This window comes from Micromonospora narathiwatensis (assembly GCF_900089605.1).
GTDB classification, from domain to species: Bacteria; Actinomycetota; Actinomycetes; order Mycobacteriales; family Micromonosporaceae; genus Micromonospora; species Micromonospora narathiwatensis.
Window position 1 is genome coordinate 623266 of the sequence record NZ_LT594324.1, and the last position, 12284, is coordinate 635549.

Consider the following 12284-nt stretch of genomic DNA (forward strand, 5'->3'; position numbering starts at 1 on the left):
GGATTCCCGCCGGTCATCCACTGGCAGACCATCGACCGGTTGTCTCAACCCTCAATGGAGGTTTCCTCACTATGCAGCCCAAGTCGGTCGGCACCGCCTACCTGCTGTGGTTCTTCCTCGGCGCGCTCGGCGTCCACCAGTTCTACCTCGGCAAGACCGGCCGAGGCGTGTCGATGCTGCTCACGTTCGGCTGGCTGACGGTCGGCTTGTGGATCGACCTGTTCACGCTGCCGAGCCAGGTGCGGAAGGTCAACGCGGCCGCGGCTGTGGCGATGCCGGTGGCCGTCTGACTCCCAGTCACCCGACGACGCCCCGCCCACCGCTCGGTGGGCGGGGCGTCGTCGTTGGATGATCTACCAATGATTCCTTGCGTCTGGCTGCCCCCACCTGTGGAGGTGTGCGAATCCGGGCCGTCGTGGACGGCGGGAACGCCGCTCAGCGGATTCAGGGGACCGGCGCTGCGGCCGGTGCGATCGAAGGCCGGCGGGACGTGGCCCGCATCAGTGGCACAAGGGCCGCCCGGCATCTCGACGTCAGGTCCAGCGATCCGGCAGGAAGACGGCCCCCGAAATCTTCTTCGAGAGGCGTCACGTTGGGTGCCGACGGCCAGCACGTCGCCGATCGCAGGCCCTGGGGCAGCGCCCCAGACCCCAACCTCCCTCTGAGATGCATGAAGCGCGTTCACCGGAGATGTTCAGGCCGCCGGCCGTACAGCAGCGAAGTGCAGCAACCGTGCCAGCCAAACCGAGCCGGGAGGCTAGCCGGCAGTTCCGCTTCGACCTTTAGCAGCTGCCATCACCCGTGTCGCCGCCGCTGCCGCCATCCAGTGGAGGGCTGAGCGGGAAGCCCCCGGCGTCATCGTCTGCTCGGCGATGCCGTGACTTCCAGGAGGAAATCGAGGCGAGGACCACCACGGTGACCAGGACCCCGATAAGACCGACGACGCCCACGACCTGGATTACTGACGCCATCAGCCGAGTTTACTGTTGTCCAGCGACTCCAGGCGCGAGTCGCGTTGGGGTGACTAACGCGTGGACAGGCGGGGACGTCGGCGACGGTGACGTCCGCCGCTGCGGCAGCGGGCCGAGCGGCGGCCGCTCCTTAATATCGAAGCGGTCGTGGCTCAGCTATCTCTTGTCATTCCGCTGGCCGGTGGCAAACCCCATCGGGGCGAAGATGCACGCCGGTGCGAAGGAGACGGTGAGAAACAGGAGGTCCACAACCAGGCTGCGGAACGGGGAGTTCAGCAACCCACTGACGCAGTATGAGGCGAGCATGAGCGCGAGGCCGCGCTTCACCCACGGTCCGTCGTTGACGACGCCGAGCGGCACACCGATCGCCAATCCCGTACCGCTGAGCACTACGGCCATCATGAGGGCGGCCGTAAGAGCGCGGCCGGGTGAGCCACCGGCGTGCGAGATGTACGACCCCGAGAGAAAGCCGAAGATGACTGCCACGGCAGCCGTCGAGGCGCGGACAGTCGCTCGCATGGGGCAGGACACTACCTGGCCGCCGTACCGCATGCAGGTGCCGCAGGGGCGCCGCCAGCAACCAGCGCCAGCCGAGCCGGACCGGGGGACACGCTGAGGGCGGGCGCCCTCGATGCCGGTGCGCCGCAGGAGCTGTCGCCGCCCTGACGGGTCGCCCGTCGGTCGCTGATCGGGAACGAAACGGGGCGCTAGGGTGCGGTGTGCACGTTATCGACCTGGACGCCCCGCCCAGTTCCTCGCCCGGACGCCGCTCCCGTCCCTGGTCCATCCTGATCGTGGTGGCGCTGGGTCTGGGTTCGCTCACCGGGGAGCCGGCGGGATTCCCGCAGCTCGATCCAGTGGCGGTTTGCGGGTCTCCTGCGGGGAAGTCGGATCATGCGGCGAATCCGGCAGCCATCAGGCGTGTTGAGATCGCCATCGACTCGCAGACCGGCCACATCCGGTGGGTCCGGTGCGGCACCTTCCAGCCCAACGCCGAGGGCTGACGGCGTCGAGCGGGTGCGCCACCAACGCCGAGCGGCGTACCCGGGTTCGACAAGGCGCGGAGGCCGGCTCGACCACCACCGGCGGGCGTGGCCGTCTGGCGTTCGGAGTGACGCCGCTACAGAATGCAGTGTTGTGGACAACGGTGAGCAGCCGCCGGGTGCGGTGATTCGGATCGAGCGGCGGGACGACCCGGTGAACGCGGTGACCGAGGACGACGCCGCCCGACGCGCCGGGGCGTACCCGAATCTGCGGGTCGGGGCGCCGCTGTTCGGCCACGCGGTCGACCTGGGCGACGGGCGGTGGCAGGTGCACGCCCTGGTCGACGACGCGCCGCAGCAGGCCAGGGACACCCTGGCCAGCCGGTTGCGCGAACAACTCGCCGACACCGCCGATCCCGACCTGGCGGCCGAGCTGACCGCGACGGGGCAGGTGCTGGACTGGGAGAAGGTCGACGAGGTGACCGTGGCCGGCCGACGGCACCGGATCGTCCGCGCGGACACGTTCGCCCGGTTCGGACCGGACGGGCCCGAGCCGCCCCGACCCACCGACCCCGATCCCCGCGAGGCCGACAGGTACGAGAGCTTCCTCGGCGGCGACGACGTGATCGTCGACCCGGACGCACCCACCGGCGTCGCCGAAGCCGTGTTGAAGGTCGAACTGCTGCCCGCGCACTACCCCCGCGCCACCGTGCCCGCCGACGTGTACGCGCAGAGCGTCGCCGCCGTCCGCTCCCACCCGAACGGGGTGCTCCTGCCCACCCGCTACGCGGTGGCCGAATACGTGGCCGGGGCGTGGCAGCCGTCCAGCCGGGCGGTCGCCACCGCGCAGGAGGCCCGCGAGTCGATCATGTTCGACTTCCGGTGGCTCATCCCGCGTACCGGCAACCCCAGCGAGGACGAGGCTGCCGCGTACCGGCAGGCCGCCGACGACCTGGAGGCCAGCCGCGCCGACGAGGTCAGCGTGCTCGGCCGCCGGTTCCGGATCACCCGGATCGAGACCCTGCTGCGCTTCTCGTCGGACGGGCCGGAAGGGCCGCGCCCGTCCGACCCCGACCCCGACCCGCCGCCCGAGGCCCACTTCGCCCAGCTCCGCGCACAGGGCCTCCTGCCCGACCCCGACACGCCGCAGGAGGAGCATCCGTGATTCGAGGACCCGCGTGCCGCTCGCTCCCCGGTTGATGCCGACCCGGGCCGTGCAGACGTGAAGGTCATCGCGCGCAGCGCCGACGGGTCGTGGGACGTGTGGCGGGTGGGGCGGCGACGCCTCGCCTTCATCCCACGGCTTCCCGAGTGGATGGGCGCACTCATGGGTGCCGACGACTGGCTGGCCATAGCCGGGATGGTGCTCGTGGCGACGATACTCGGGGTCCTCTGGGCGGCGGCCCTCCTGGCGACCGCCGTGGTGTGGCCGTGGCGTGCGGTGAGCGGCACCTGGCCCGTGGTCGCCTACCCGGTCACCGGCGGCCCGCCGGGCGGCGGGCACGAGCGGGCCGTCCGCGTACGGGGGAGGACCGACGCCGACCTGTTGGTCCGCCGGTGGGGCGAGGAGATCAAGGCGCACGGTGCGCCGGTCAGCACCGCGGGTCCACCGCATCGTGGACCGTCCCCGGTGGACTGACCCGCCCGGGGGCAGTCGTCAGGGCAACTCCGGCAGCGGCAGCGCGACGGCCGTGACGACCAGGCCGTCGGCGACCAGGTAGCGGCCGTGCAGCGCGGTCAGCGGCGGCCCACCGTCCGTACGGGTGCCGTCGACCAGCAGTCGGGCGGTGAAGCGGCGCGACGCGGGGTCGATGGACAGCTCCGCGTCCTCGAAGCCGAGCCAGCGCCCGGTCACCGGGTACCACGCCTTGTAGACCGACTCCTTCGCGCTGAACAGCAGCCGGTCCCAGTGCGTCGACGGGTCGGCGTGGGCCAGCCGGCGCAGCAGGTCCGGCTCGCCGGCGACGGTCACCGCCTCGCCCACCCCGTCCGGCAGCACGCCGTGCGGCTCGGCGTCGATGCCGAGGCTCGCCAGCGCGGTGTCCCGGGCGACCGCGGCGGCCCGGTAGCCGGCGCAGTGGGTGATGCTGCCGACCACGCCCGCCGGCCACAGCGGCTCCCGCTTCGGCCCGGGGAGGATCGGGGCCGGGGCGTACCCGAGACGGCCGAGGGCCTCCCGGGCGCAGCGGCGGGCGGTGACGAACTCGCGGCGGCGGCCCTCGACGGCCCTCGCGACCAGGTCCTCCTCGCCGGGGTACGGCGACTCGCCGGGCAGGTCCGCGAACGCCTCGACGGTCACCACCGACGGTGGCAGCAGTGACCCGATCACGACGCCGCCCCGAGGATCCGCCGCATCGGCTTCGGTTCGCCGCCCCGGCGGCCCCACTCGCGGGGGTAGCCCAGCGACACCTCCTCGAAGCGCACCCCGTCGTAATGGGTGGTGCGCGGGATGTGCAGGTGCCCGTAGACGGCCACGACCGCGCGGTGCCGGACGTGCCAGTCGGCGGTGCGTTCGGTGCCGCACCACTGGGCGAACTCCGGATACCAGAGCACGTCCGTCGGCTCGCGGACCAACGGCCAGTGGCTGACCAGCACGGTCGGTAGCGCCGGGTCGGTCGCGGCCAGCCGGCGTTCGGTCTCGGCGAGCCGGGCCCAGCACCAGGACTCCCGGTCCGGGTACGGGTCGGGGTGCAACAGCATCTCGTCGGTGCAGACCACCCCGGCGTCGTACGCCCGCCGCAGCGACTCCTCCTTGGTGCTGGTGCCGGGGGCGCGGAACGAGTAGTCGTAGAGCTGGAACAGCGGCGCGACGGTGACCGGGCCACCCTCGCCGTGCCACACCGGGTAGTCGTCCTCGGGGGTCAGCACGCCGTTGTCCCGGCACATCCGGACCAGGGCGTCGTAGCGGTCCCGGCCGCGCAGCGTCACCGGGTCGGCCGGGTGCGTCCACAGCTCGTGGTTGCCGGGCACCCAGACCACCGTGGCGAACCGGTCGCGGAGCTGGCGCAACGTCTCCTCGACGGCCCCGAACAGTTCGCCCACGTCGCCGGCCACGATCAGCCAGTCGTCGGCCGTCTCCGGCCGCAGACCGGCCACGATCCGGCGGTTCTCGGCGTACGACACATGGAGGTCACTGACCGCGAACAGCGAACCCGTCACCCGGTCGATCTTGCCATTGCCGCTCGCGAATGGATAGGCGGGCGCTTGAGCGACAGGGGTCAGCCGGGGCAGGATGAACGGCATCGGTGTCGCGACCCCGGCGGCGTGCAGGGCTGTACGGGATGAAACGTCGACTCTTCACGGAAGGGACGACGGTATGCACCCGATGCTGCGTCGACTCGACGACCTCGCCGCCCATCTCGCCACCCGGCCGGACACCGTGGCGCTGCTCGGCCTCGGCTCGGCCGGCACCGCGTACGACCGGCTGGACGCCCACTCCGACCTGGACTTCTTCCTCGTCGTCGCGGACGGCGCGGTGCCCCGCTACGTCGAGTCGCTCGACTGGCTGGCCGCGCCCTGCCCGGTGGCGTACAGCTTCGCCAACGAACGCCACGGCCGGAAGGTGCTCTACGCCGACGGGATCTTCGCCGAGTACGCCGTCTTCACCGTCGACGAGCTGGCCCGGCTGCCGTTCACCGGCGCGCGGGTGGTGTGGCAGCGGCCCGACGCGCCCGCCGGGCTGGCCGAGTGCGGGCCGCCGCCCCGCCCCGCCACCCCGTACGACACGGTCGAGTTCCACCTCAACGAGGCGCTCACCAACCTCTACGTCGGCCTGCACCGCGAGCTGCGCGGGGAGCGGCTCAGCGCGTCGCGGTTCATCCAGTCGTACGCGGTGGACCGGGTGCTGGCGTTGCTGCGGCTCACCGCCCCGGACGTGGCGCACCGGCGGGACCCGTTCGACCCGAGTCGCCGGGTCGAGCAGGCGTACCCGCCGGAGGTGCTGCCGCTGGCCGGGATGGTGCCCGGCTACCGGGACAACCGGGCGGCGGCCCGGGTGACGCTGGGCTGGCTGGCGGACCGGTTCCCGGTGGATCCGGTGATCGCCGCCGCCATCCGGGGCCTGTTGACCGCCCCGGCGGACGGCTGACGGGCGAGCCGGGCGTCGGCCGGTGCGCCTATCGGGCGGTGAGCAGGTCGGCGAAGCGGTCGGTGGCGCGCAGCAGTTCCCGGGCGATGCCGGGTTCGGCGGCGGAGTGGCCGGCGTCGGGCACGATCCGCAGCTCCGCCTCGGGCCAGCGCCGCGCCAGGTCGTACGCGGACGCCGGTGGGCAGCAGAGGTCGTAGCGGCCGTTGATGATCACGGCGGGGAGGTGGCGGATCCGGTCCACCCCGTCGAGGAGCTGCGTGTCGCCGGTGAGGAAGCCGCCGTGCACCGCGTAGTGGGACAGGATGCGCGCGATCGGCAGCGCCTGCTCTTCGTCGGTGAAGTGGGCGAGCGTGTCGGGGGCGGGGCGCAGCGCGGAGTTGATCGCCTCCCAGCGCCCCCACGCCGCCGCGCAGGCCCGGGCCTCGGCGTCGTCGGGACCGTGCAGCCGCCGGTGGTACGCGCCGAGCACGTCGTCCCGCTCCGCCGCCGGGATCGGGGCGACGAACCGGTCCCACTCGTCCGGCTGGAGGTGGCGCAGGCCGCCCTGGTAGAACCAGTCCCGCTCACTGCGCCGCAGCAGCAGCACGCCGCGCAGGATCAGGCCGGTGACCCGGTCCGGGTGGGTCTGCGCGTACGCCAGGCCGAGGGTGACGCCCCACGAGCCGCCGAACACCAGCCAGGCGTCGATGCCGAGCCGCTCGCGGATCACCTCGATGTCGTCGACCAGGTGCCAGGTGGTGTTGGCGCGCAGCTCGCCGAACGGGGTGCTCCGGCCCGCGCCGCGCTGGTCGAACAGCACGACCCGGTAGCGGTCCGGGTCGAAGAACCGCCGTGCCGCCGGCACCAGGCCGCCGCCGGGCCCGCCGTGCAGGAAGACCACCGGTACGCCGTCCGGCCGGCCCACCTCCTCCACGTACAGGTCGTGTCCGTCGCCGACGGCGATCCGGTGGGTGGCGTACGGCTCGATCGGCGGGTACATGGGCAGCTCGTCCATGACGACCCATCCTGCCCGGCCGCCGCCAGCCCTGCGCACACGGCCGACGGTCAGCAGGCGACGTTGCTGCCGAGGTTCTTCAGCAGGGCGTCGGCGACCCAGCCGGACACGCCGGTGGTGAGATCCTTCAGGTACGTCCAGCTGTAGGTGGTGTAGCCGTTCGCGGTGGCCCGGTCGCCGGAGGTGTAGCACCAGAAGTCGACGTTGTGGCTGAGCTGCCCGAACCCGAGCGAGGGGCAGGAGGTGTGCGGGCCGGTGCGGATGTTGACGTTGCTGCCGTTGATGAGCTGGCCGCCCGCGGTGTCGATGTTGCTGTGGGAGTGGCTGCAACTCGCGCTGGCCGGGGCGGCCACGCTGGTCACCGCCACGCCGGTGCAGCCCACCGTCAGGGTGACCGCCGCCGCGACCGAGGACAACTTCCGCATGTCGATCAACTCCCCGAAGTTCCAGCCACACGCATAATGATCCACATATTTGCATGCGCCGAGGTCCGGGGCAAGGTCGGCGTGATGATGGGAACGGCGTACGGCACCCGGGTGGCGGCCGGTTCCTGACCGGCACCCGGGTGGGCGCCGGTCAGGAGCGGTGCCGCCCTCAGGCGTTGGCCGGAATGCCGGTGCCGGGGCCAGCCGCCGGCTCCTCGGCCGCATGCTCGGAGTCCGGGGTGGAGCGTGGCGCCGGCGTACGCACCGCGAACGCGTCGAAGCTGGGGCCTTCCAGTGCCACCCGCTCGCCCGCCGAGGCGCCGGCAGAGCGGTCCGGGACGGCGTCCGCGAGCCGCTCCGTGAGCGCCCGGTCGGCCGAGCCGTGGTCCGCGGGCTCGGTGGCGGGCCGGGCCACCTGCGGGTACTCGGCGGTCTCGGCCCCGCCCGCCGCGGCCGCCATCACCGCCGCCGCGGCCAGGTCGGCGACCCGCTTCGCCTCCCGCTGCACCCGGGCGCGGGTCTCCTTGGCGTGCTGCTCGGCGAGGTCCGCCGCCCGCCGGGCGTCGTCCAGCCGCTTGGTCTCGGCGGCCAGTTCCCGGCGTACCTCGACCAGGCGCTCCTCCAGCGCGGCCCCCTCCTGCTCGATCGTGGTGATCTCCTGGCGGCTGCGTTCGAGCTGCTGACCGACGGTCTCCAGCTCGGCCCGGAGCTGCGTGACGGTCTCCTGCCGCTGCTGGATCTCCTGCTGCACCGTGGACAGCCGCTCCTGGTGCGCCGCCGTCTCCTCGTCGGCGCGCTCGCGGACCTCGGTGGCGTACTGCTGGGCCTCGGCGACCAGCGCGGCGATGTCCCGCTCGGCGGCGCTGGCCCGGTCGGCCAGCTCCTGCTCGGCGGCGGCCCGCCGCTCGTCCAGCTCGCGGGCCATGGTGGCCTGCCACTGGGCCAGCTCCTGCTGGGCCTTGCTCCGGTTGGCCTGCACCTCCTGCTGGATCTGGGTACGGGCCGCCTTCACCAGCGCCTCGGACGCGGAGCGGGCCTGCTCGACCTGCTGGGTGCTCTGCTCGGTGATCCGCTTCGCCTCCTGCTGCGCCCGTTCGTGGGCGGCCTGCCCCTCGGCCCGCAGCTTCTCGGCCAGCTCCCGGATCGAGGTGAGTTCCGCGTGCGCGGTGGCCCGCTGCTCCTCGTGCGCCTTCTCCTGCTCGGCGCGGCGCGTCGACAGCTCCTCGTCCAGTTCCCGCAGCTCCCGGGCGGCCTCCTCCCGCGCCGAGGCCAGCACCTTCTCCGCCTGGGCCTGGAGCTCGGCGGCGCGCTTGGTGGCGGCCTCGCTGATCTGCCCGGCCTGCTTCTCTGCCAGGTCGAGGATCTGGTCGACCATCGGCCCGAGGTCCCGGAAGGACGCCCGGTCCACCTGCGCGGGGCGCTGCCGCAGCTCCGCCGCCTCGGCCTGGGTCCGCTGCATCTGCGCGGTCAGCTCCCGCGCCTGCGCGTACGCCCGGTCCCGGTCGGCCGTCAGCGCGGACAGCTCGCCGTCCATCTGCTGGACGTACCGGTCCACCTGGCGTTTGTCGTAGCCGCGCAGCACCGGGTCGAACCGCGGCCGTGCGGACACGTCGTCGTGGGATGCGAACGGTTCCTCGCCGTTGGACATACGCCATCCTCCGTCAGTTCGCCAGCGCCGGGCCGGCGGGATGACCGCCCGGCAGGGCATGATGAGGCGCAACGGTACCGTCGTCGCCGCGCGGGCCCTGCCCCGCCCCGGCCCCTCGTCGCCGAGGCCGGCGAACGCCCCGGTCGGGGCCCCGGGGCGGCCGGCCGGCCCGGGGCCGGCGGTGGGGCCGGATCGGGCGGGCCGGGGATCAGGGGCCCTGTCCTTCCGAGTTGACTGTCAACCGGCCTGGAGGTCCCGCCAGGCCGTCGCCTCCGGCGACGGGTAGCCCAACTGGAACTCGGCCCAGTTGTTCCAGTACGCGATCGCGTCCACGTAGGGCTGCTGGCGCAGCCAGGTGACGTGGTCCCTCATCGCCTGCGCCCGGCCCGTCCCGGTGGTGTCGGCGGTGGTACGGACCAGCCCGTACTCGGGCACCAGCAGTCGGATCGTCGGATACGCCGCCCGTACCTTGTTGAAGGCCGTCCCGAAGATCCGCGACGCAGGCCAGTAGCTCGCGGTGTCCCGCGAGTAGCAGTCCACGCCGTAGTGGGTCATGCCCGGGTAGCCCCAGTCGGTCGGGTTGCCCTTCCCCTCGTCCAGCCAGTACCGGGTGACGATCGGCCCGTGTCCGAGCACCCACTTCCGGTTCGGGTGCGCGGCCACGATCTGCGACACCCGGGCCGCCGTGGTCCGGTACGTCGCGGGGGCCACGTCACCCATCGGCTCGTGGTACCAGGTCAGGTAGACCGGCCGGGTCAGCCCGTTCAGCCAGGTGCTGAGCTGCTCGACGTTGTCCTTCCACGACACGTGCATCACGGCCGACGGCGCGTCGACGAACTTGCCGGCGTTCAGCGGGGGCAGCTCCGGCAGCTTGTCCCCGTCGGTGTCCACCCCGTAGTCCCGCATGTAGCGGATGTTGGGGTAGTTGGCGACGATCTGCTGGGTCGGAGCCCCCTTCTCGGTGCTCATCCCGACCAGCAGCGGCACGGTCACGGTGGTGGCGGCGGTCGCGGTCCGGCCGGCCGAGTCCCGGACCGTGGCGGTCAGGGTGATCGTGCCCGGGCCGGACAGCACGGTCACCGCGAACCGGCTGGGGTCGGTGGCGCTCGGTGTGATGGTCACCCCGGGCGCGGCACTGGTGAGCTGGACGGTCAGCGGCACGCCCAGGTCGATCCGGACCGAGGTGTCCCAGACGGTGCCGGTGGGCTCACCGACCCGGCCGGGGAAGATCAGGTGTCGTGAGTCGGGATGGTAGGCGTCCACCACGACGGTGGTGGACTTCCCGGGGAGCAGAACGGCGGGGTCGGCGGTCACGGAACGGATGACGGGAGCGGCCATGGATGCCTCCGGGTGTGCTCCAGGGCTCCTGGCCGCACCTCACTGGGTGGCCAGGATGGCCCTGACCTGCGTATTTACCAGATTGCGTCGGCGAGACGGCATCGCCATCGGCGGCGGCAGATGGCGAAAGACCCGAGTTCTGCACGTGTTTGCCGGGCCGTCGGACGGGCCCGGCCGGCCCGGAAATCGGCTGGCCCGGAAATCGGCTGGCCCGGAGTCGCTCGCGGCCCGCATCCTGGCCGGCGTGACGACCGTACGGGAGCTGACCGCCGGAGACTGGCCGCAACTGTGGCCGATGCTGCGCGACATGGGCGTCGGCGACGAACCAGCCGAGACCCACCGGGAGCGCTTCCTGCGCCTGCTCGCCGACCCACGCTGGGCGCTGCTCGGCGCGGCGGACGCCGACGGGCTGACCGGGTACGCCGCCGCCCAGGACCACGGCCCGCACCTGCGCTCCGGCGACGCGCACCGGACCGCCCGCCTGCACGACCTCTACGTACGCCCCGACCGGCGCCGGCGCGGCGTGGGGCGGGCCCTGCTCGCCGCGGCGTCGGAGTGGGCGGCCGGGCGGGCCCGCTACCTGGAGTGGCAGGCCCACCGGGAGCGGGCGGCGCCCTTCTACGAGCGGCTCGGCCTGCGCGGCGAGCCCTGCCCGCAGCCCGAGTACCCGACCTTCATCGTCGACTTCGGGGTGCGCTGAGCCTCACGGCAGCGGGTGCGAGATGCCGCGGGCGTGATCGGTGACCGATGCCCCGACCACGGTCGCGGTCAGCGGCAGTACCTCCAGGCAGCGGCGGACCGCCGCGGCGATCAGCGGGTTCGGCACCCGCATGGAGAGCGTGCAGTGCGGCACCCAGCGCCCCGGCTGGTAGTGCTCGACCAGGCCGATGCCGGCCCGGGCCAGCCGGCGGTGCACCTCGGCGTGGTGGGCCAGCAGTTCGGCGGTGGGCGCCGGCCCGAGCCAGAGGACCCGACCGACGAACTGGCCGGCGTGCTGGAACTCCAGCCGCAGCGGGGCCGCCACCACCATCCCGGCGAGCGCCTCGGCCACCCGGTCCGGGTCGAAGCGCGGCGCCACCGCGAGCGAGACGTGCGGCCGGTGCCGCTGCTCCAGCAGCGACCGCATGCTCTGCACGCCCTCGGACTCCAACGCGTCCCACAACACCCGGATCCGCCGGGTGGCGTCGGTGTCGAGATACAGCTCCAGCGCCGCGACCACTCGATCACCCTAGAGGTGAGGTTTGCCCGGCCCGGTGGGCGGTACTGCCCGGATGCACCGAACCGCCCGGACGGCACCGACGGAGGAGCGTGGAACTGTGGACGTGAACGACCTGCTGACCGACGCGTACGGCCGGCTGCCCGATCTGGTGGAGTCGGCCGTCGCCGGGCTGAGCCCGGAGCAGCTCCGCCAGGCCCCGGCGGCCGGGGCGAACCCGGTCGGCTGGCTGGTCTGGCACCTGACCCGGATCCAGGACCACCACGTCGCCGGCGTGCTGGGGGAGGCGCAGCTCTGGGCCACCGGCGACTGGGCGGGCCGGCTGGGGCTCGAACCCGACCCGGACGACACCGGCTTCGGGCACGGCCCCGACCAGATAGCCGCGGTACGCCCGGAGAGCGGCCAGGTGCTCGTCGACTACCACCGGGCGGTGGTCGACCGGACCCGGGCGTACCTGCGCGGGCTGCGCCCCGCCGACCTGGACCGGGTGGTCGACCGGAACTGGGACCCGCCGGTCACCCTCGGCGTCCGGTTGGTGAGCGTGCTGGCGGACGACCTTCAGCACGTCGGTCAGGCCGGGTACGTGCGCGGGCTCATCGAGCGGGGCTGACCGCCGCTCGGG

The 12284-nt window shown here is 73.1% G+C and carries 14 protein-coding genes; 6 read left to right on the top strand and 8 right to left on the bottom strand.

Features of this window, described 5'->3' with window-relative positions; all coding sequences use genetic code 11:
• Nucleotides 1–71: 71 nt before the first annotated feature.
• Nucleotides 72–290, top strand: a complete 219-nt coding sequence (locus tag GA0070621_RS02815) for a TM2 domain-containing protein (protein WP_091191335.1) — start codon at nt 72–74, stop codon at nt 288–290.
• A gap of 837 nt (nt 291–1127) precedes the next feature.
• Here GA0070621_RS02815 and GA0070621_RS02820 read toward each other — a convergent pair.
• On the bottom strand, nt 1128–1490 hold the full coding sequence (locus GA0070621_RS02820) for a hypothetical protein (protein WP_157739809.1): 363 nt from the start codon (nt 1488–1490) through the stop codon (nt 1128–1130).
• 618 nt (nt 1491–2108) lie between these two features.
• Here GA0070621_RS02820 and GA0070621_RS02830 point away from each other — a divergent pair.
• Together GA0070621_RS02830 and GA0070621_RS02835 are read left to right on the top strand one after the other, a co-directional pair.
• Nucleotides 2109–3119, top strand: a complete 1011-nt coding sequence (locus tag GA0070621_RS02830) for a DUF5954 family protein (RefSeq protein ID WP_167666533.1) — start codon at nt 2109–2111, stop codon at nt 3117–3119.
• Nucleotides 3120–3176: 57 nt separating this feature from the next.
• Nucleotides 3177–3593: a hypothetical protein gene (locus GA0070621_RS02835; RefSeq protein ID WP_091191340.1), complete on the top strand. Its 417-nt coding sequence runs from the start codon at nt 3177–3179 to the stop codon at nt 3591–3593.
• An 18-nt stretch (nt 3594–3611) separates the two neighbouring features.
• Here GA0070621_RS02835 and GA0070621_RS02840 read toward each other — a convergent pair whose 3' ends face one another.
• A complete protein-coding gene (locus tag GA0070621_RS02840; RefSeq protein ID WP_091191342.1) occupies nt 3612–4283 on the bottom strand; it encodes a 4'-phosphopantetheinyl transferase family protein in 672 nt (223 codons plus the stop codon).
• A complete protein-coding gene (locus tag GA0070621_RS02845; protein WP_091201918.1) occupies nt 4280–5113 on the bottom strand; it encodes a metallophosphoesterase family protein in 834 nt (277 codons plus the stop codon). The genes GA0070621_RS02840 and GA0070621_RS02845 overlap by 4 nt, the downstream gene beginning before the upstream one ends.
• 157 nt (nt 5114–5270) lie before the next feature.
• Here GA0070621_RS02845 and GA0070621_RS02850 point away from each other — a divergent pair, with 157 nt between their 5' ends.
• Nucleotides 5271–6041 (top strand): hypothetical protein, encoded by a 771-nt coding sequence (locus GA0070621_RS02850; RefSeq protein ID WP_091191344.1) that lies wholly within the window; start codon nt 5271–5273, stop codon nt 6039–6041.
• A gap of 28 nt (nt 6042–6069) precedes the next feature.
• Here GA0070621_RS02850 and pip read toward each other — a convergent pair whose 3' ends face one another.
• The 4 genes from pip to GA0070621_RS02870 all read right to left on the bottom strand — a co-directional run bounded on the left by pip (nt 6070) and on the right by GA0070621_RS02870 (nt 10446).
• On the bottom strand, nt 6070–7035 hold the full coding sequence (gene pip, locus GA0070621_RS02855) for a prolyl aminopeptidase (RefSeq protein WP_091191345.1): 966 nt from the start codon (nt 7033–7035) through the stop codon (nt 6070–6072).
• A gap of 50 nt (nt 7036–7085) precedes the next feature.
• Nucleotides 7086–7460: a hypothetical protein gene (locus GA0070621_RS02860; protein WP_091201920.1), complete on the bottom strand. Its 375-nt coding sequence runs from the start codon at nt 7458–7460 to the stop codon at nt 7086–7088.
• Between the two features lie 169 nt (nt 7461–7629).
• Nucleotides 7630–9108, bottom strand: a complete 1479-nt coding sequence (locus GA0070621_RS02865) for a hypothetical protein (protein ID WP_091191347.1) — start codon at nt 9106–9108, stop codon at nt 7630–7632.
• Between the two features lie 237 nt (nt 9109–9345).
• Nucleotides 9346–10446: a glycoside hydrolase family 26 protein gene (locus tag GA0070621_RS02870; protein ID WP_091191348.1), complete on the bottom strand. Its 1101-nt coding sequence runs from the start codon at nt 10444–10446 to the stop codon at nt 9346–9348.
• Nucleotides 10447–10690: 244 nt separating this feature from the next.
• On the opposite strand from GA0070621_RS02870, the gene GA0070621_RS02875 reads away from it, so the two are divergent.
• Nucleotides 10691–11146, top strand: a complete 456-nt coding sequence (locus tag GA0070621_RS02875; protein ID WP_167666536.1) for a GNAT family N-acetyltransferase — start codon at nt 10691–10693, stop codon at nt 11144–11146.
• A gap of 3 nt (nt 11147–11149) precedes the next feature.
• Here the strand turns inward: GA0070621_RS02875 and GA0070621_RS02880 are convergent, their stop codons facing one another.
• On the bottom strand, nt 11150–11665 hold the full coding sequence (locus GA0070621_RS02880) for a 2'-5' RNA ligase family protein (protein ID WP_091191350.1): 516 nt from the start codon (nt 11663–11665) through the stop codon (nt 11150–11152).
• 97 nt (nt 11666–11762) lie between these two features.
• Here GA0070621_RS02880 and GA0070621_RS02885 point away from each other — a divergent pair, with 97 nt between their 5' ends.
• Complete coding sequence (locus GA0070621_RS02885) at nt 11763–12272, top strand: mycothiol transferase (protein ID WP_091191351.1); 510 nt, start codon at nt 11763–11765, stop codon at nt 12270–12272.
• Nucleotides 12273–12284 lie beyond the last annotated feature (12 nt).

Bases quoted from the DNA above. Each gene is read 5' to 3' on its own strand.
- GA0070621_RS02815 (WP_091191335.1), top strand. From the start codon at position 72: ATGCAGCCCAAGTCGGTCGGCACCGCCTACCTGCTGTGGTTCTTCCTC.
- GA0070621_RS02850 (WP_091191344.1), top strand. From the start codon at position 5,271: ATGCACCCGATGCTGCGTCGACTCGACGACCTCGCCGCCCATCTCGCC.
- GA0070621_RS02865 (WP_091191347.1), bottom strand. From the start codon at position 9,108: ATGTCCAACGGCGAGGAACCGTTCGCATCCCACGACGACGTGTCCGCA.
- GA0070621_RS02870 (WP_091191348.1), bottom strand. From the start codon at position 10,446: ATGGCCGCTCCCGTCATCCGTTCCGTGACCGCCGACCCCGCCGTTCTG.
- GA0070621_RS02820 (WP_157739809.1), bottom strand. From the start codon at position 1,490: ATGCGAGCGACTGTCCGCGCCTCGACGGCTGCCGTGGCAGTCATCTTC.
- GA0070621_RS02860 (WP_091201920.1), bottom strand. From the start codon at position 7,460: ATGCGGAAGTTGTCCTCGGTCGCGGCGGCGGTCACCCTGACGGTGGGC.
- pip (WP_091191345.1), bottom strand. From the start codon at position 7,035: ATGGACGAGCTGCCCATGTACCCGCCGATCGAGCCGTACGCCACCCAC.